This is a genomic window from Pseudomonas sp. A-1, from assembly GCF_004801855.1.
GTDB lineage: Bacteria > Pseudomonadota > Gammaproteobacteria > Pseudomonadales > Pseudomonadaceae > Geopseudomonas.
Genome location: NZ_SSTC01000082.1, coordinates 1 through 17836, shown reverse-complemented (window position 1 = coordinate 17836; position 17836 = coordinate 1). Strand labels below are relative to the sequence as shown.

Below are 17836 nucleotides of genomic sequence, written 5' to 3'. Positions count from 1 at the left end.
TGGTACATCGCGGTCATGGCGAATTGCAGACGCGACAGGTCGACGACGGCTTCCGAGATCATCTCGGCTCCTCCTCGGTGAGTGACAAAGACGGTGGCGCGCCGTGGCCCAGCAGGTGCCGGCCGACCCGCTCGCTGCCGTTCTCCGGCACGGTCGGCGCACCGAACCAGAGGGCGCGGATGGTCAGCAGGATGGCCAGCTTGAGCAGCAGGATGACGGCGAGTTCGCGCACCAGGGGGATGCGCCAGGGCGAAGAACGGGGAGGTGACGACATGCGGGGGACTCCGGGCTTCATTCGGCGGCTGACGGCGGATGTGGGCGGGGTTCCAGGCTGACGGCGACGCGGCAGCGTACGGACGGTCGCGGATTGTTGTTGGCGGGGAGGGCTCCCGAGCGACCTGAAAAAAGCCCCCCCTCGCAGGCGAGGGGGGGAGAGGGACAGACAACCACTGGGTGGTTGCAGCTGGTTGACCCGAGCCTAGTCGTGGAACCCCTAAGCTCCGGCTCGAGACAGGGCCAGTGTCGTGCCGGCGGCCGTTGTCCTCAACTGCGACAGCCTGCCACAGTGCAGCGCCGCCCCGGCGTGGTTGCGGCGGTCGGCGGGAGCGACGGCGCAGCCGTGGCAGGTTGTCGCAGGTTCACACCTTCAGCCAGCGGCGGAAGCCGGCGCCGCTGCGGGTGCCCAGCGGGCACCAGGCGAAGTCCCAGGGGGGCGGCGGCAGCTCTTCCAGTTCGACGGCCATCGGCCGGCATGCCGGACGCGCGCTGCGTTTCCAGTCGAACACCGGCGCGGCCGAGCCCTGCCAGGCCAGCACCACGCCGAGGGCCTCGCTGTGGTCGCTGACCACCCAGCGGGCGGCGGCGGCGATCATCAGCGTCTCGATGTGCTCCTCGTCGATGCGGAAGCGGTAGTCGGATTCCAGCAGCCAGCGGCAGACCTGCAGGTGGAAGGTCCAGTCGAGGATGACCTGGCGGCGGTAGGCCCAGGTCATGAACGCGCGGAAGATCCGGGTGCCGTCCGGCGGGTCGAGCTTGAGCAGCGCCGGGCAGACGTCGAACAGGGTGTGCCAGTAGGGCAGCAGGCGGGCGTCGAGGTGCACGAAGCTGCGGGCATTGCCGGGGTAGTCGGGAAAGGGTTGCACGGCCGGGCGCTTGCCGGCTGCACGGGCGATTTTTTCCATGGTGGCGAATCCTGAAAGCCGTATGGGCCGACCGCGGGCGCAGGGCGCCAGCCCCGCCGGGGCGGTCGGATGTCGAGGGGTGACGACGGCGGCTTTCAGGGCGCGCGGGGGTTCAGCGGCGGCCAGCAGTGGCGCGGGGGAGCCTTGCAGCGTCTTTCGCGCGGCAGGCGCACGGCGTCCGGGCCGCGCCGCCGGAGCAGCCAGCTCAGGCAGAACAGCAGCGCCAGGGCGAGGGTGGCGGGATTGCAGAGGGGGCAGTTGAACGGCTGGGACGCCTCGTCGCTGGCGGGCAGGCCGCCTGCCGGAGCGTCGCCGTCGTCGGTCTGGCAGAAGGCGCCCGGCCCGAGCAGCAGCTCGAGGCCGACATGGCTGGCATGGTGGTAGCTGCAGACGAGCGCGTTGAGCAGTATGCCCAGGCACAGCGCCAGGGTCGCGAGCCAGCGGTTGTCAGCGGAGCGGAGCATGCGGGGGCTCAGCGGAACAGCTTTTTCCACAGGCCCGACAGCAGCGAGCCGCTATCGATCTTCTGCACGTAGGGGACGTAGTCCCGGTCCTCCTGTTTGACGTGGTTGATCAGCCACAGGCCGATGAAGATCCGCACCTGCTCGGCGAGCTTCAGCGGGTCGCAGCCGGCCTCCAGCTGGCGAAGGTACTTGTTGGCCCGGCTCTTGAAACTCTCGTGGACCTTGTGGTGCGCATCGAGCATCGGGTAGCGCGCCTTGGCCATGAGGCTTTCCTCGAAGGTGTTGTGGGAAATGGCGTAGCTCACCAACCCGTTGACGATCACCTCGATGCCTTGCGGATTGCCGCTGGCGATGACGGTGGCGAGTTCGTCGAAGTAGGCGAAGAGCCGCTTGTGCTGCTCGTCGATCACGGCGATACCGATCTTGTAGTCGTCCGACCAGGAAAGGTTCAGGCTGTCCATGCGAATTCGTCAACTCCTTGTAGGTAACACGGGAAAGCGCTCGCGGCAGGTTACCGTTGCGTTACGGCACTCCCGGCGCGGGCGGATGTTAGCCGATAAGCCGCTGCAGAGCATGGGCAGCGGAGAATTGCACGGCATCGCCGGGCGCTCAGGGCAGTGGACGGGGATTCCGCCAGCGCTCGCCGGCCAGCAGCCGGTCGAGCAGCTGCGGGTCCGACCACTCGGCGCGGATCTGCGTCGAGAAGCGGATCTGCGCCAGCTCGAAGGCCCCCATGCGCGGATTGAACGCATCCGCGCGGAAGCACTGCGCGTAGCCGCTCTCGGTCTCGTGGACGATCACCGAGTGCAGGCGCACGTCGCCTTCGCCGTTGGCCGTCTCGGTCTGCGCCAGCAGCGCATCGACCAGGCGGAAGATCACCCGCGCCAGCTGCTCGGCGCTCGGCGACACCGGCAGGGCGATCCAGCGCTCGGAGAAGCGCTGGCAGCTGGCGATGTACTCGGGGTCGTCGCCGTCCCAGAAGCTCAGCGCGTGGTCGAAGGCGTCGATCAGCTCGCGCACGCCGCCCTTGAGCAGGCCGAAGTCGTAGACCATCTGCCCGTGGTCGAGGGCATGCGCCTCCAGCAGCAGCTCGACGCGATAGGAGTGGCCGTGCAGCGAGCGCGAGCAGCGCCGGCTGGTGCAGCCGCGCACGATGTGCGCGTTCTCGAAGCGGAACAGCTTGCGGATCAGCATCGCGCCTCCCGCACGAAGCGCAGCGGCAGCCCCTGGCAGTCGTCGTCGAGCTGCCCGGCGTGCCAGGCGAGCTGGCCGGAGACCACGGTGGTGCGTACTGCATGGCGGAACTGGCGGCCGCGGAACGGCGTCCAGCCGCAGTGGGCGAGGATCGGCTCGTTCTCCACCGGTCGCGGCACGGCGAGACGCTCGACCAGCACCAGGTCGGCCCAGTAGCCCTCGCGCAGGTAGCCGCGCTGTGCGATGGCGAAGCGCTCGGCCACCGCGTGGCTGGTCAGCTCGACCAGGCGCGGCAGCGGCAGCAGGCCGTCGGCGACCAGTTCGAGCAGCGCCGGCAGGGCGTGCTGGACCAGCGGCAGGCCGGACGGTGCCTGCAGGTAGGGGCGCGCCTTCTCGTCCAGGGTGTGCGGCGCGTGGTCGGTGCCGATCACATCCAGGCGCCCGCAGAGCAGCGCCTGGCGCAGGGCGTCGCGGTCGGCGCGGCTCTTGATCGCCGGGTTGCACTTGATCAGATGGCCGAGCGCGGCGTAGTCGCCGTCGTCGAAATACAGGTGATGGGCGCAGACCTCGGCGGTGATCCGCTTGCCGGCCAGCGGGCCGGGCTGGAACAGGCTCAGTTCGCGGGCGCTGGTGATGTGCAGCACATGCAGTTGCGTGCCGTAGCGCTGCGCCAGGCTCACGGCCAGTCTGGAAGACTGGTAGCAGGCCTCGGCATCGCGGATCAGCGGGTGCTGGTCGGCGGGGATATCCTCGCCGTAGCGCGCCCGCCACTGCGCCTCGCGAGCGCGGATGCGCGGGGTGTCCTCGCAGTGGGCGAGCAGCACGGTCGGACAGTCGCGGAACAGCCGCTCCAGCGAGGGCAGGTCGTCGACCAGCATGTCGCCGGTGGAGGCGCCCATGAACACCTTGACCGCCGCGACCCGCTCCGGCGCGAGCGCGGCGACGGTGTCCAGGTTGCCGTGGCTGACGCCGAAGTGGAAGCCGTAGTTGACCTTCGCGCAGGCCGCGGCGCGGCGCTCCTTGGCTTCCAGCGCCGCCAGGGTCAGGGTCGGCGGGTGGGTGTTGGGCATGTCCATCACGCTGGTGATGCCGCCGGCCACGGCGGCGCGCGATTCGCTGGCGAAGCTGCCCTTGTGCGGCGCGCCGGGGTCGCGGAAATGCACCTGGTCGTCGATCAGGCCGGGCAGCAGGAACTGGCCGGCGGCGTCGATCTCGCAGGTGGCGGCGCCTTCGATGCTGCCGGCGATCTTGTCGATGCGGCCGTTGCGGATCAGCAGGTCGGCGTCGAACTCATGTCCTTCGTTGACCAGGCGGGCATTGCGGATCAGCAGGCTTTTCATGGCGCCAGCGCCTCGAGTAGGCGCTCGACGTTCTGCCGGTACATGCCCAGATAGCTGCTGGCCGGCCCCTCGGCGGCGAGGGCGTCAGAGTACAGGGTGCCGCCGACCCGCGCGCCGGCCTCGCTGGCGATCTGCTCGATCAGCCGCGGATCGCGGATGTTCTCCACGAACAGGGCGCGCACCCGCTCCTCGCGCAGCTGGCGGATCAGCGCGGCGGTCTCGGCGGCCGAAGGCTCGGCGGCGCCGCTGACGCCCTGGGCGGCGCGGAACTGCAGGTTCCACTCGCGGGCCAGGTAGCCGAAGGCGTCGTGGCTGGTCAGCACCCGCCGGCGCTCGGCGGGCAGCGCTTCCAGGCGCGGGGCGATCTCGCTGCGCAGGGCGTCCAGGCGCGCCAGCCAGGCGTCGCGGCGGGCCGCGTAGTCGGCGGCGTTGTCCGGGTCGATCTCGCTCAGCGCGCGGGCGATGTTGCGCGCGTAGGTCTCGGCGTTGCCGAGGCTCTGCCAGGCGTGCGGATCAGCGATGCGCCGGCCGTCCTCCTCGACGTTCAGCGGCAGCACGCCGGCGCTGGCGTCGATGCGCCGGCCGCGCGCCTCGCCGCTGGCCAGCAGGCGCTCCAGCCAGGGTTCGAAGCCCAGGCCGTTGGCGACCAGCAGGTCGGCGGCGAGGATGGTGCGCAGGTCGCGCGGGGTCGGCTCGAAGACGTGGGCGTCGGCATCGGCAGCGACCAGACTGGTCAGCGCGATATCGTCGCCGCCGATCTCGCGGGTGAGGTCGGCGAGGATGCTGAAGGTGGCGACCACCTGCGGCCGTTCGGCGGCGTGCAGGGTCAGGGGCAGGCACAGGGCGAGCAGGACGAACAGGCGACGCATGGGGCGATCCTCAGCAGGGCAGGGGCGGCGGGCTGCGGCGCAGCAGGCCGTGGACCGGCCCGAGACACACCGACAGCAGGTAGGCGAAGCCGGCGAGCAACACGATGCAGGGGCCGCTCGGCAGGTTGGCGTGGAAGGACAGCAGCAGGCCGAGCCAGACGCACAGCGCGCCGAGAGCGGCGGCCACGCCCAGCAGCACCGGCAGGCGCCGGCTCCAGAAGCGCGCGGCGGCGGCCGGCAATACCAGCAGGCCGATCACCATCAGCGCGCCGATGGCGTGAAAGCCGGAAACCAGGTTGAGCACCACCAGGGCGAGGAACAGCGCATAGGCCGGCGCGCCACGCCGGCTGACGCTGCGCAGGAACACGGCGTCCAGGCTGTCCTGCACCAGCGGGCGGTAGATCAGCACCAGCAGCGTCAGGCTGGCGGCGGAGACCACCAGCATGCTGCGCAGGGTCGCGGCGTCCACCGCCAGCGCCGAGCCGAACAGCAGGTGCAGCAGGTCGATGCGCCGCCCGGCCAGGCCGAGCAGCAGCACCCCGCTGGCCAGCGAGATCGGGTAGATGGCGGCCAGGCTGGCGTCTTCGCGCAGGCCGGTGCGCCGCGTCACCCAGGCGGCCAGCGCCGCCATGCCGAGGCCGGCGACCAGCCCGCCTGCGGCCAGCGCCGGCAGGCTCAGGCCGAACAGCCAGAAGGCCAGCGCCGCACCGGGCAGCACGCCGTGGGCGATGGCATCGCCCATCAGGCTCATGCGGCGCAGCATCAGGAACACGCCCAGCGGGGCAGTGCTCAGTGCCAGCGCCACGCCGCCGGCCAGGGCGCGGCGCAGGAAGGCGAATTCGGCGAAGGGTTGCCAGAGCGGGTCGAGCATCAGGCCTCCTGCACCAGGGGCGCGGTCAGCAACTCGCGGCTCGGCCCGCAGCGGCAGCCGTCGGCGCCGACCAGCAGACAGTCCGGCAGGTGCTCGCGCACATCGGCCAGATCGTGGCAGACCACCAGTTGCGTGCGGCCGTCCCGCTGCCAGGCGGCGAGGCGCCGCCAGAGCAGGCGCTGGCCGGCCTCGTCGAGGGCGGCGGCCGGCTCGTCGAGCAGCAGGAGCGGCGCGTCCGTCAGCTCCAGACGGGCGAGCAGGCCACGCTGCAGTTCCCCGCCGGACAGGGCGACCAGCGGCCGTCCGCCCAGTTCGCTCAGGCCCCAGGCGGCCAGCGCCGCATCGAGCCGCTGCCGGCGCGCGCTGCGCGGCAGGCGCGTACGCCACAGGCCGGCGGCGACCAGCTGGGCCAGCTCGATGGGAAACTGGCGGTCGATGGCCTGTTGCTGCTGCAGGTAGCCGACTGCGCCGAGGCCCTGCGCGGCGATCCGCAGGCGCCCGGCCAGCGGCGCCTGCAGCCCGGCGAGCACCCTGAGCAGGCTGCTCTTGCCGCAGCCGTTGGCGCCGACCACCGCGGTCAGGCTGCCCGCCGCCAGGCGCAGGTCGAGCGGCGGGGTCAGCGGCCGTCCGGGCGTGCCCCACTGCAGGCCCTCGGCGCGGATCATGCCGTCTCCCTGCTCCAGCGACTCTCCGCCACCGCGTCGTGGGCGTGCAGGCTTTCGGCGTGCACCACGCGCAGCTCGAAAGCCTCCAGCCCCGGCTGGGCGAGCAGGGCGACGTGCAGGCGCCGCGCGGCGTCCTCGCAGAACATCAGGTTCTGCCCGTTGGCCAAGGCGAAGGCCTGCTCGTCGGCGCGCTTGACCGCGGTCTGCAGGGCGGTGCCCAGTGCCGCCTCGGCGCGCTCGATCAGCGCCAGCAGCGGCAGGTGTGCGGCGCCGGGGCGCAGGCGCACGCGCAGGGTCGCGCTCGAGCGCTGGCTGTGCGGGGTGGCGAGGATGCCGGCGCTGCTGCCCAGCCATTCCAGCACCGCGCCGGGCTCCAGCGGCTGGCCGGCGAAGTCTTCGGCGAAGCGCTGCTGGATCAGCTGGCGCGCCAGCGCCGCCGAGCAGGGGCAGGTCGACGAGTAGCCGATCGTCACCTCCAGGGTCACCTCCAGGCCACGGTCGTCCAGGCGAGCCTCGACCACCAGCGGATAGCCCTTCCAGCCGGCCAGCGGACTGACCAGTGCCGGGCGCCTGAGCAGCGCCTCGGCGCGGATCTCCAGGTGGGCGGCCGTGGACAGGCCGGCATGGCTGGCAAGGAACTCGCCGAGCACCCTGGCCAGCAGCGCCGGACTCAGTTCCTCCGTTTCCAGCGCCTCCAGCGCCAGGTACAGGCGCGACATGTGGATGCCGCGCGCCGCGGCATCGTCGAGGCTGACCCCGGCGCTGATCCGGGCGGCGAGGCGCTGGCCGTGCAGGACGACCGGCTGGGCGATGCCGGCCATGCCGACCCGCTCCAGCGGCAACTGGGCAGAAGAGGTTTGCGCGGCGATATCCGGCAGGCTCAGGCTGTTCATCGGCAGTCCCTTGATGGTCAGGCGGTAGAAAATGTTATGTTATAACTCAAATTTAACCAAGCACTGCCGTCTGCCATTCCGAGGTCGTCCGATGGATTCCCGTCTCCCCGTCACCGTGCTGTCCGGCTTCCTGGGCGCCGGCAAGAGCACCCTGCTCAACCACGTGCTGAAGAACCGCGAGGGCCTGCGGGTCGCGGTGATCGTCAACGACATGAGCGAGGTGAACATCGACGCCGCCGCCGTGCAGCAGGGCGTCAGCCTCAGCCGCGGCGAGGAGAAGCTGGTGGAGATGAGCAACGGCTGCATCTGCTGCACCCTGCGCGAGGACCTGCTCGAGGAGGTCGCCCGCCTGGCCGGCGAGGGGCGCTTCGACTACCTGCTGATCGAGTCGACCGGCATCGCCGAGCCGCTGCCGGTGGCCGAGACCTTCACCTTCCGCGACGAGCAGGGGCGGAGCCTCGCCGACCTGGCGCGCCTCGACACCATGGTCACCGTGGTCGACGGGGTGAACTTCCTGCGCGACCTGCGCGAGGCCGAGGCGCTCGGCGAGCGCGGCGAGAGCCTCGGCGCGGACGACGAGCGCTCGGTCACCGATCTCTTGATCGACCAGGTGGAGTTCGCCGACGTCATCCTGGTCAGCAAGACCGACCTGATCTCCGGCGCCGAGCGTGCCGAGCTGCTGGCCATGCTCGCGCGTCTCAACCCGCAGGCCGAGGTGCTGCCGATGGTCATGGGCCAGGTGCCGCTGGCGAAGGTCCTGAATACCGGACGCTTCGACTTCGAGCGCGCGGCGCAGGCGCCGGGCTGGCTGGCCGAGCTGCGCGGCGAGCACGTGCCGGAGACCGAGGAATACGGTATCGCCTCCACCGCCTGGCGCGCGCGCCGGCCGCTGCATCCGCGGCGCTTCCACGACTTCCTGCACCGTGAGTGGGACAACGGCCGCCTGCTGCGCTCCAAGGGCTGGTTCTGGCTGGCCAGCCGCCCGGCCGAGGCCGGCAGTTGGTCGCAGGCCGGCGGGCTGATGCGCTACGGCTATGCCGGGCGCTGGTGGCACGCGGTGCCGCGCGCGGAGTGGCCGCAGGACGCGGAGAGCCAGGCGGCGATCCTCGCCCACTGGCAGGATGGCTGCGGCGACCGCCGCCAGGAGCTGGTGTTCATCGGCCAGCACATCGACTTCGCCCGCCTGCACGCCGAGCTGGACGCCTGCCTGCTGAGCGAGGCGGAGATGGCTCCGGGCGAGCAGGCCTGGCTGGCGCTGGAGGATCCGTTCGGGGCGTGGCTGGAGGAGCTGGCCTGAGCCTCAGGGCTTGCGCCACTGGCCGCCGCTCTGCTTCTCGCAGAACGGCTGGAGGTAGCGGGCGTCGCTGGCCACGCCGTAGTAGTGGACGTCCTGACGGTAGGCGGCGTTGCCGGCCTGGGCGCCGCTGCATACGCCGTAGGCGCCTTCCGGGCACTGCTCGACGAACTCCACACGGATTTCCTGATCCTTCAGCTTGGGCTGGCAGAAGCCGTCGCGGAACAGGCCCTTGGGGATGCTGACGTTCTGCTGGCAGAGCTGCACGGCCACTCCCTTGCCCTGGCTGTGCACCACGCAGGCCTCGGCCAGCGCCGGCAACGGCAGGACGGCGAGCAGGATGGGCAGGATCTGGCGCATGGTCGGGCTCCGGGAGGCTGGGCGCGCGCAGTTTACCCGGCGTCGGCCGCTGTGGCGCGGGCGGCCATCGCGCTTTGCCGGCAATCCGGCGAGAATGACTCTCCGATGACCTTGTCCACAGGCCTGCACAGTTTTTCCCCAGGCTTATCCACAGGCGACCCATGCTCAAGCACATTCCCACCCATCTGATCGCCGGCCCGCTCGGCGCCGGCAAGACCACCCTGATCCGCGAGCTGCTGGCGCAGAAGCCGGAGGGCGAGCGCTGGGCGATCCTGATCAACGAGTTCGGCCAGGTCGGCCTGGATGCCGCGCTGCTGACCACCGGCGAGGACGGCATCGCTCTCGGCGAGGTGGCCGGTGGCTGCCTGTGCTGCGTCAACGGCGCGCCCTTCCAGGTCGGCCTCGGCCGCCTGCTGCGCCAGGCGCGCCCGGACCGCCTGCTGATCGAGCCGTCCGGCCTCGGCCACCCGGCCGAGCTGCTGCGCCAGCTGCAGGACGAACCGTGGCGCGAGGTGCTCGCCGTGCAGCCCAGTGTGGTGGTGCTGGATGCCGCCGCCTTGGCCGCCGGTCGCCCGCTGCCGGCGGCGCAGCAGGCCGCGCTGGGCGCGGCCGGGCTGCTGCTGCTGAACAAGAGCGAGAGCCTCGACCCCACCGCCCGCGCCCTGCTCGCCGCCCAACTGCCGTCGCGGCCGCTGCTGTGGACCAGCCAGGGCCGTCTGCCGCTCAGCGAGCTGCCGGGCATCGGTACGCACGCGCAGCCGGGTAGCGAGGAGAGCAAGTTGCCCACAGGCGCGGGCAGCCTGCCGGCACTGTGGAGCGACCCGACGCTGCCGATCTGCCAGATCCATGCAGAAGCTGGCGGCTGGAGCGTTGGCTGGCGCTGGCACCCGAGCCAGCGTTTCGACCGCGACCAGGTCGCGCAGTGGCTGGCCGCCCTGCCCTGGCGGCGCGCCAAGCTGGTTCTGCACGGCGCCGACGACGGCTGGCACAGCGCCAATGCGCTGGATGGCGCAGCGCTGGTATGGCGGGCCAGCGAGTGGCGCAGGGACTCGCGGCTGGAACTGATCTTCGCCGAAGCGCAGGATGCCGCGGCGCTGCAGGCGGGGCTGGCGGCCTGCCGGGTGGCCTGAAACGAACAAGGCGCCGACCTTACGGTGGGCGCCTTGTTCTCCGTCCCGCAGGGTGCGCCGCGCGCACCAGCGACGTTGCCGTGGCCTGTGGGTGCGCATGGCGCACCCTACCGGCGCTGCTCCGCCCTACTCCGGCTTCTTCAGCTTCGGATTGGGGAAGAACTGCACGGTCTGCACCTTGGGGTCGGCTGCCTTGGGCTTCAGCGCGCTGGTGTTGACCCGGGTCGGCAGCTCCTTGGGCACCGAGTTGCCGCGGGCGTCGAGGGTGTCGGCATAGCCGCAGGCCACGCACTGGCGGTTCGGCGTGCCGTCCTCGTCCCACATCTGGATGGTGTCCATCGCCTCGCAGGCCGGGCACACCGCGCCGGCGATGAAGCGTTTCACCGGCGCGTTCAGGTTGTACTCGCTCATGCTGCCTCCTCGCTCAGGCCGCTGTGCCGCAGCAGCGCGTCGATCGACGGCTCGCGGCCGCGGAAGTCGACGAACAGCTGCATGGCTTCCTGCGAGCCGCCGCGGGCGAGGATCGCCTCGCGGAAGGCGCGGCCGGTGGCCGGGTTGAGCACGCCCTCCTCCTCGAACCTGGCGAAGGCATCGGCGGACAGCACCTCGGCCCACTTGTAGCTGTAGTAGCCGGCCGCGTAGCCGCCGGCGAAGATGTGCGCGAAGCTATTGGCGAAACGGTTCCAGCGCGGCGGCTGGAACACCGACACCTCGTCGCGGATCGCCTGCAGCACCTCGAGCACGCCGCGGCCGTCGCCGTGGGTGGCGTGCAGCTCGAAGTCGAACAGCGAGAACTCCAGCTGGCGCAGCAGCATCAGCCCGGACTGGAAGTTCTTCGCCGCCAGCATCCTGTCCAGCAGCTCCTGCGGCAGCGGCTCGCCGCTCTCGAAGTGGCCGGAGATCAGCGCCAGGCCCTCCGGCTCCCAGCACCAGTTCTCCATGAACTGGCTGGGCAGTTCGACCGCGTCCCAGGCCACGCCGTTGATGCCCGACACGCCGGCATAGTCGACGCGGGTCAGTAGGTGGTGCAGGCCGTGGCCGAACTCGTGGAACAGGGTGGTGACCTCGTCGTGGGTCAGCAGCGCCGGCTTGCCGGGCGCGGCAGGCGTGAAGTTGCACACCAGGTTGGCCACCGGACTGATGCGCTCGCCGGCGCTGTTGCGCCAGTGGTCGCGGGCGCCGTCCATCCAGGCGCCGCCGCGCTTGTTGGCGCGGGCATAGAGGTCGAAGAAGAAGCGCCCGACCTGCGCGCCGTTTTCCGTGATCTCGAACAGGCGCACGTCCGGGTGCCAGCTGTCGAAGTCCTTGAGTTCCTCGATCTGGATGCCGTACAGGCGCTCGACGATGGCGAACAGGCCGGACAGCACCTTGTCGATCGGGAACCAGGCGCGCACCTGCTCCTGGGAAATCTCGTAGCGCTGGTGGCGCAGCTTCTCGCTGAAGTAGCCGACGTCCCAGCTGGCCAGATCAGCCACGCCGCGCTCGGCGGCGAAGGCGCGCAGTTCGGCGAGATCCTGCTCGGCGAACGGCTTGCCGCGTACGGCCAGGTCGCGCAGGAAGCCGAGCACCTGCTCGGTGGACTCGGCCATCTTGGTGGCCAGCGACAGCTCGCCGTAGTGCTGGAAGCCCAGCAGCCGGGCCAGCTCCTGGCGCAGGTCGAGGATCTCGGCCATCAGCGGGCCATTGTCGTGCTGGCCGGCGTTGGGGCCTTGGTCGGAGGCGCGGGTGGCGTAGGCGGTGTACACCTCCTCGCGCAGGGCACGGTCGTCGGCGTAGGTCATCACCGCGTAGTAGCTGGGGAACTCCAGGGTCACCAGCCAGCCGTCGAGCCCCTTGGCCTGCGCGGCCTGCTGCATCTGCGCGCGCGCCGACTCCGGCAGGCCGGCCAGCTGCGCCTCGTCGGTGATCTGCTTGGTCCAGGCCTGGGTGGCGTCGAGCAGCTGGTTGGAGAAGCGGCTGGACAGCTCGGAGAGCTTCATCTGGATCGCGCCGTAGCGCTGCTGCTCGGCTTCCGGCAGGTCGATGCCCGACAGGTGGAAGTCGCGCAGGGTGTGCTTGAGGATGGTCTGCTGGGCGACCTCGAAGCCGGCCGCCGCCGGGCTGGCGGCCAGGGCGTGCCAGGCGTCGTAGAGGGCGCGGTTCTGGCCCAGCTCGGTGTAGTAGGCCGACAGCTTGGGCAGGCAGGCCTCGTAGGCGGCGCGCAGTTCGGCGCTGTTGCACACGGCGTTGAGATGGCTGACCGGGCTCCAGGCGCGGCCCAGGCGCGCGTTCAGCTCGTCCAGCGCCAGCACCAGGCCGTTCCAGTCGGGATTGACGCCCTGGGTTTCCAGGATGCGCGCGATGGCGGCGCGGTTGTCTTCGAGGATCCGGTCGACGGCCGGCTCGACGTGCTCGGGGCGGATCGCCGAGTAGGGCGGCAGGTCGAAGTCTTGCAGCAGGGGATTGTTGGCAGTCACGGCGTTTGACCCTGGGTCGGAAGAATCACGGATCATGTTAATGACAAATGCCCGAGCGCGCAGCTCGGGCGCGGCTATCGGGGTGATCGGGGGATGGCATGCCTGTCGCCAGTTCGCCCCGTGCATGCTAAGTAGAAGGCCACGACAACTCACCAGGAGCCTTTCCATGACCATCCGCACCTACCAGGGCCATGCCCCGCAGCTCGGCGCGCGCGCCTTCGTCGATCCCAGCGCCGTGGTGATCGGCGACGTGGTGCTGGGCGACGACTGCTCGGTGTGGCCGCTGGCAGTGATCCGCGGCGACATGCACCGCATCCGCATCGGCGCGCGCACCAGCATCCAGGACGGCAGCGTGCTGCACATCACCCACGCCGGGCCGTTCAACCCGGACGGCTACCCGCTGGAGATCGGCGAGGACGTCACCGTTGGCCACAAGGTGACCCTGCACGGCTGCACCATCGGCAGCCGCGTGCTGGTCGGCATGGGCGCCATCGTCATGGACGGCGCGGTGGTCGAGGACGAGGTGGTGATCGGCGCCGGCAGCCTGGTGCCGCCGGGCAAGAAACTGGAGAGCGGCTACCTGTACGTCGGCAGCCCGGTGAAGCAGGCCCGCCCGCTCTCCGACAAGGAGCGCGCCTTCTTCACCTACAGCGCGGTCAACTACGTGAAGCTCAAGGACCTGCATCTGCTGGAGGGCTATGGCGGCTGAGTTCGCTATCGGTCCATCCGTCGGCGTAGGGTGCGCCGTGTGCACCGGGCGCAGGCGCTGATGGTGCGCACGGCGCACCCTACGGATGAGGACTCAGCGATTCACGTCCACCACCACCCGCCCGCGCACCCGCCCGGCGAGCAGTTCACCGGCGACCGGGATGGCTTCCTCCAGACCGATGGTGCGGGTGATCGGCGCCAACAGGCTCTTGTCCAGATCACGGGCCAGGCGGCTCCAGGCCTCGAGGCGGTCGGCGCGCGGGCGCATCACGCTGTCGATGCCGGCCAGGGTCACCCCGCGCAGGATGAACGGCGCCACCGTGGCCGGGAACTCCATGCCCTGGGCCAGGCCGCAGGCGGCCACGCAGCCGCCGTAGCGGGTGGACGCGCAGACGTTGGCCAGGGTGTGACTGCCCACCGAATCGATGGCGCCGGCCCAGCGCTCGCGGCCCAGCGGGCGGCCCGGCTCGCTGAGGCTGCCGCGCTCGATGATCTCGGCGGCGCCGAGGGCCTTCAGGTAGTCGGCCTCCTCGGGGCGGCCGGTAGACGCCACCACCCGGTAGCCCAGCCTGGCCAGCAGGGCGACGGCGAAGCTGCCCACCCCGCCGCTGGCGCCGGTGACCAGCACCTCGCCCTGCTCGGGCGTCACCCCGTGGCGCTCCAGGGCCAGCACCGAAAGCATCGCGGTGTAGCCGGCGGTACCCACCGCCATCGCCTCGGCGGCGCTGAAGCCCTGCGGCAGCGGGATCAGCCAGTCGCCCCTGAGGCGCGCCTGCTGGGCCAGGCCGCCCCAGTGCGTCTCGCCGACGCCCCAGCCGTTGAGCAGCACGGCGTCGCCGGCCTTGAAGTCGGCATGGCTGCTCTCCTCCACCACGCCGGCCAGGTCGATGCCCGGCACCATGGGGAACTGGCGCACCACCGGGCCCTTGCCGGTGATGGCCAGGGCGTCCTTGTAGTTGAGGGTGCTGTGGCTGACGCGCACGCGCACGTCGCCTTCCGGCAACTGGGCCTCGTCGAGCGCCTGCAGGCTGGCGCGGTAGCCGGAGTCGTCCTTGTCGATCAGGATGGCGCGGAACATGGGATCACACCTCTCTGGTTTTAGACCGGTCGTCTAGAAATGGGCGATAAGAAATCAGCGCGGCAGCAGGGCGAGGAAGCCGCGGATGAAGGTCTGCAGCGGCGCGTCGCTCTGCACCAGGCGGGCGCGCAGCACCGCGCCTTCCCAGCCGATCCAGAAGAACGCCGCCAGCTCGTCGCAGTCCAGCGTCGCCGCTAGGCTGCCGTCCTGCTGGGCGGCGCGCAGGCAGGCGGCCAGGCGCGCCTGCCAGTCGCACAGCACTGCTTCCAGTTGCTCGCGGAAGCCCTCGGGCAGGCGGGTCACCTCCTGGCCGAGGTTGCCGACCAGGCAGCCGCGGCGGAAGGCGTGGCGGGCCATGCCGGCGCGGGCGTCGGTGACGAAGTCCTCCAGGCGCGCCAGCGGCGGGCGGCTCTCGTCGAGCAGCCAGCGGTCCAGCTTGGCAGCGAAGTAGCCGGCGTAGCGCTCCAGCACGGCGCGGCCGAAGGCCTCCTTGCTGGGAAAGTAGTGGTAGAAGGAGCCCTTGGGCACGCTGACCTGCTTGAGCACCGCGTCGATGCCGGTGACCAGGAAGCCCTGCTCGGTGAGCAGGCGCATGCCGGCGTGCAGCAGCGCCTCGCGGGTTTCGCGCAGGTCGCGGTCGAGCTTGGGCGGGCGGCCGCGGCGCGGCTGGGGGGCGTGAGCTGTCATGCGCCGATTATTGGACCGGTCGTCTTGAAAAATCAACCGGCGACAGGCATGAGGGCCGGCGCCTCATGGCCACTGGCTCCGGAAGGCTTGCCAACGAGATTCTCCAGGTTCGCCTCAGCCTCACGGCTCGATCTCGCGTTCGCTGATCCACTTGACGTCGATCGGGCCATGATGGCCGTCAGGGCAAAGCTCAGCGGCATTGAGCGACCACTCATTGCGATCTGGCGAAAATAGGAGTACCCCGATGTCTGCAAGGACTGCCGCCAGAGCACTGGAGTCAGGCGGATTGCCCCTATCGTAAGTAGCCCTGAAATAGGCCGTTCCGATTCCAAATTCCGCTTCGTTGGCGCGGACCTGCGTTGCGCTGTTGGCCAACCGGAAAGGAGCGTCGCCGCATTCCTCCCTGAGGTTGTTCAGCATGCGATTGATCACGTCGACCGGAAAGCGGGAGCCTCTCTTGAGGAGGATTCCGGTGTCGTCAATGCGATAGTGGAACTGCTTCTGCCTCGCAGTGGTGTAGCACTCAGTCCAGGCAGGATGAGGAGCAGGAATACTGCTTGGCACCGCTTGGGCGGCGCGGTCGCTCCTGGGCAGGTCATACCCGATCATGAACAACGCCGCTTCTAGGCGGCGCAGTGCCGGAATCGAGGAGGGCTGAACAAACTGGCTGGTCTTGTCCCGACGCAACACTTCGCCGAGAATCCAGCTCGCTTTCAGGTTCCATTCCGCGTGAAGCGGACCGGGATTCAGGCGCGGAAAGCTCAGACCATTCCGGCCAGGATTGCGGTTCTTGGGAACTGCTGCATTGGGCGCCTCTTTCGACGGTGCCCAAGGAAATGCCAGTCCTTCCGGCACGCGCGACAGGCCATTCTCCTGGCAGTACTTAACAACGAGCCAGCCCAGTGCTGCAGCAACACGGCTGTCGTAGATGATGAAATCCTCGGCCAGCAGCGAATACACCTTGGTCATGCCTGCATTGAAGCGCAGGTTCTTGTGCAGCAGGCCGGGATTGCCACTGTCCAACACTGCCGTAGTCGAACACAGCAACTTGGCGAGCCCTTCGGTATTGGTCTGGAGCCAGCGGATATTCCCTGCCCCGACCCCGCCCCATCTCATGACTGCGCAGGCAGCATCACAGGCAGCATGGTCATTCCCACAGGCGAGAGCGCTCTGCAAGGCAGTACGCAGGGCATCCAGGGCATCAGCGTTACTCGCCAGCGTGTTGCCCGGCGGCACGCCAGGAACTCCCCGATGCTTCCACTGGTATCGCTCACAGGCATCTTCCAGACCGTTGAACTGCCACTTCCGGCCGCTGCGCCTATCGATGTATTCGTGCATGAACAACGTCTTGCTGCTCAGGTTTCCGGCCAGCCAATCGATAAATTCACGAACGGCATGAGGCTCCACGCCGGAGGTATCGGAGCCAAGATACTGACTGCGGTACATTTCCCTACTCTTTGCCTGATTCGAATCGGATGAAACCATCATCGCGCCCACCGGCCACCTCTGACACACGCTGAACCCATCCAGCTGTCGACGCCATGTCAATACGCGAACAGGAGCAGATGCACATCGAACCATTTGGCTCGACCTGTAATGGATACTGTTGCTATCAGGCGACACAGCGGTGGCAGGCTCTCCTCTGCGGCACTGCAGACATCGACGTAATCGCCCAAGGAAAATTCGCCATTGGCATACATGTGCAGAAGAGCCAGTTTCACTCTTGCAGACGGAAGGCCTGCTATCCGATCCCGGAGAACAGAAATGGCTGCGTCAAGCTCTCCTGCGCCGCATGACAGACCTCGCGCAAAGGCAGAGTCCGGCAACAGATCGGCGTAATCCTCCCAGGTCAGTCCAATGACTCCCGGACGGGTCAGCATGGAGAACAGGCTGGCGCAGAAGGCGCTGCCGACCTCCCGGCTATCCCATAGATAGTGGACTCCACCAGGGGCAACAGCTGCAGCAGCTCCTCCGACGTGATGGAAGAACACTCGCCTGGCTTGGGGCTTGACATCTTGCCACCAAATGCCGGGCGCCTTTGCATCGACGATGACATGAGCTTCATGGATATCCCCGACAGACAACAGCTGGTTGTATGCACAGGCATGGAACCGGAAGCGTCCATAACGGGCTTCATCCGCCTCGACCCCCGGCCTACAGTGGCTCAGTGTTTGCTCAATCCATGACTGAGCCAAATCCCTTATTTCGGCAATCACGGCAATATTCACCGGAGCTACGCAGGGCTCATCATTTATCATGCTCAAGTCGCGTGCACTGAAGTCGGAATAGCTCGGTGCATCCTTATCGAGGGGGGCGGCGTGCTGCATGGCTATCGAACCTGCATCGGAGCGCCGCAGCACTTGTACCCCGGATACTGCGCTTCGGCAGTGATCCTGGCCATCTGTGAGTCGGTAGCCTGCACGGTTACCCGGAAGTTGGCTCGGGGGCCTGCGTTGGGGATGACACGCTGCAACAGGGCAGAGTAGGTTTTCAGCATGACGACGCTCCTGATTGTCGTGGGGCGGATCAAGTATCCACCGCCTACGCGACATTCCACGTCGCAATGCCTGGCGGTTGCAGGAACTGAGTGCAACACGGTTATTGGAGTGAAGCAGGTGCCTCATGATGCTTGGCCATCAGCTCGGT

At 69.2% G+C, this 17836-nt stretch carries 20 protein-coding genes; 3 read left to right on the top strand and 17 right to left on the bottom strand.

Going from position 1 to position 17836, the window contains the following annotated elements:
• Window positions 1-58 precede the first annotated feature (58 nt).
• The 10 genes from cydP to folE2 all read right to left on the bottom strand — a co-directional run bounded on the left by cydP (window position 59) and on the right by folE2 (window position 7477).
• Window positions 59-274 (bottom strand): cytochrome oxidase putative small subunit CydP, encoded by a 216-nt coding sequence (cydP, locus tag E5198_RS16620; RefSeq protein ID WP_136491084.1) that lies wholly within the window; start codon window positions 272-274, stop codon window positions 59-61.
• 364 nt (window positions 275-638) lie between these two features.
• Window positions 639-1181 carry a putative natural product biosynthesis protein gene (locus tag E5198_RS16615; RefSeq protein ID WP_136491083.1) on the bottom strand — a complete coding sequence of 181 codons (543 nt, stop codon included), beginning with the start codon at window positions 1179-1181 and terminating at the stop codon, window positions 639-641.
• Between the two features lie 95 nt (window positions 1182-1276).
• Entirely contained in the window at window positions 1277-1645 is a 369-nt protein-coding gene (locus tag E5198_RS16610; protein WP_136491082.1) for a DUF2946 family protein, read from the bottom strand.
• Between the two features lie 8 nt (window positions 1646-1653).
• The gene (locus E5198_RS16605; protein WP_136491081.1) at window positions 1654-2106 is read right to left on the bottom strand and encodes a bacteriohemerythrin; all 453 of its coding nucleotides are present in this window, start codon (window positions 2104-2106) and stop codon (window positions 1654-1656) included.
• A gap of 148 nt (window positions 2107-2254) precedes the next feature.
• The gene (locus tag E5198_RS16600) at window positions 2255-2839 is read right to left on the bottom strand and encodes a 6-carboxytetrahydropterin synthase (RefSeq protein WP_136491080.1); all 585 of its coding nucleotides are present in this window, start codon (window positions 2837-2839) and stop codon (window positions 2255-2257) included.
• Complete coding sequence (locus E5198_RS16595) at window positions 2833-4179, bottom strand: dihydroorotase (RefSeq protein WP_136491079.1); 1347 nt, start codon at window positions 4177-4179, stop codon at window positions 2833-2835. Before E5198_RS16595 ends, E5198_RS16600 begins: the two co-directional genes overlap by 7 nt.
• Window positions 4176-5048, bottom strand: coding sequence for a metal ABC transporter solute-binding protein, Zn/Mn family (locus tag E5198_RS16590; RefSeq protein WP_136491078.1), 873 nt, complete (start codon window positions 5046-5048; stop codon window positions 4176-4178). Before E5198_RS16590 ends, E5198_RS16595 begins: the two co-directional genes overlap by 4 nt.
• 10 nt (window positions 5049-5058) lie before the next feature.
• Complete coding sequence (locus tag E5198_RS16585) at window positions 5059-5919, bottom strand: metal ABC transporter permease (RefSeq protein ID WP_136491077.1); 861 nt, start codon at window positions 5917-5919, stop codon at window positions 5059-5061.
• The gene (locus E5198_RS16580; protein WP_136491076.1) at window positions 5919-6584 is read right to left on the bottom strand and encodes a metal ABC transporter ATP-binding protein; all 666 of its coding nucleotides are present in this window, start codon (window positions 6582-6584) and stop codon (window positions 5919-5921) included. The genes E5198_RS16585 and E5198_RS16580 overlap by 1 nt, the downstream gene beginning before the upstream one ends.
• The gene (gene folE2 / locus E5198_RS16575) at window positions 6581-7477 is read right to left on the bottom strand and encodes a GTP cyclohydrolase FolE2 (RefSeq protein ID WP_136491075.1); all 897 of its coding nucleotides are present in this window, start codon (window positions 7475-7477) and stop codon (window positions 6581-6583) included. Before folE2 ends, E5198_RS16580 begins: the two co-directional genes overlap by 4 nt.
• Before the next feature lie 91 nt (window positions 7478-7568).
• Between folE2 and zigA the strand changes: the two genes are divergently transcribed.
• Window positions 7569-8774: a zinc metallochaperone GTPase ZigA gene (gene zigA / locus E5198_RS16570; RefSeq protein ID WP_136491074.1), complete on the top strand. Its 1206-nt coding sequence runs from the start codon at window positions 7569-7571 to the stop codon at window positions 8772-8774.
• A gap of 3 nt (window positions 8775-8777) precedes the next feature.
• On the opposite strand, the gene E5198_RS16565 is transcribed toward zigA, so the two are convergent.
• The gene (locus E5198_RS16565; protein ID WP_136491073.1) at window positions 8778-9131 is read right to left on the bottom strand and encodes an NADH:ubiquinone oxidoreductase; all 354 of its coding nucleotides are present in this window, start codon (window positions 9129-9131) and stop codon (window positions 8778-8780) included.
• Between the two features lie 161 nt (window positions 9132-9292).
• Here E5198_RS16565 and E5198_RS16560 point away from each other — a divergent pair, with 161 nt between their 5' ends.
• On the top strand, window positions 9293-10261 hold the full coding sequence (locus E5198_RS16560) for a GTP-binding protein (protein ID WP_136491072.1): 969 nt from the start codon (window positions 9293-9295) through the stop codon (window positions 10259-10261).
• A gap of 126 nt (window positions 10262-10387) precedes the next feature.
• On the opposite strand, the gene E5198_RS16555 is transcribed toward E5198_RS16560, so the two are convergent.
• Both E5198_RS16555 and prlC read right to left on the bottom strand, forming a co-directional pair.
• Complete coding sequence (locus tag E5198_RS16555) at window positions 10388-10672, bottom strand: YheV family putative zinc ribbon protein (RefSeq protein ID WP_136491071.1); 285 nt, start codon at window positions 10670-10672, stop codon at window positions 10388-10390.
• Complete coding sequence (prlC, locus tag E5198_RS16550) at window positions 10669-12753, bottom strand: oligopeptidase A (protein WP_168772546.1); 2085 nt, start codon at window positions 12751-12753, stop codon at window positions 10669-10671. Before prlC ends, E5198_RS16555 begins: the two co-directional genes overlap by 4 nt.
• A gap of 130 nt (window positions 12754-12883) precedes the next feature.
• Between prlC and E5198_RS16545 the strand changes: the two genes are divergently transcribed.
• On the top strand, window positions 12884-13426 hold the full coding sequence (locus tag E5198_RS16545; RefSeq protein WP_136491069.1) for a gamma carbonic anhydrase family protein: 543 nt from the start codon (window positions 12884-12886) through the stop codon (window positions 13424-13426).
• A 93-nt stretch (window positions 13427-13519) separates the two neighbouring features.
• On the opposite strand, the gene E5198_RS16540 is transcribed toward E5198_RS16545, so the two are convergent.
• The 4 genes from E5198_RS16540 to E5198_RS16525 all read right to left on the bottom strand — a co-directional run bounded on the left by E5198_RS16540 (window position 13520) and on the right by E5198_RS16525 (window position 17517).
• Window positions 13520-14503, bottom strand: coding sequence for an MDR family oxidoreductase (locus E5198_RS16540; protein ID WP_136491068.1), 984 nt, complete (start codon window positions 14501-14503; stop codon window positions 13520-13522).
• A 54-nt stretch (window positions 14504-14557) separates the two neighbouring features.
• A complete protein-coding gene (locus E5198_RS16535) occupies window positions 14558-15190 on the bottom strand; it encodes a TetR/AcrR family transcriptional regulator (RefSeq protein ID WP_136491067.1) in 633 nt (210 codons plus the stop codon).
• 120 nt (window positions 15191-15310) lie between these two features.
• On the bottom strand, window positions 15311-16636 hold the full coding sequence (locus tag E5198_RS21785) for a hypothetical protein (RefSeq protein WP_178084089.1): 1326 nt from the start codon (window positions 16634-16636) through the stop codon (window positions 15311-15313).
• A 98-nt stretch (window positions 16637-16734) separates the two neighbouring features.
• Window positions 16735-17517 (bottom strand): hypothetical protein, encoded by a 783-nt coding sequence (locus E5198_RS16525; protein WP_136491066.1) that lies wholly within the window; start codon window positions 17515-17517, stop codon window positions 16735-16737.
• Window positions 17518-17836 lie beyond the last annotated feature (319 nt).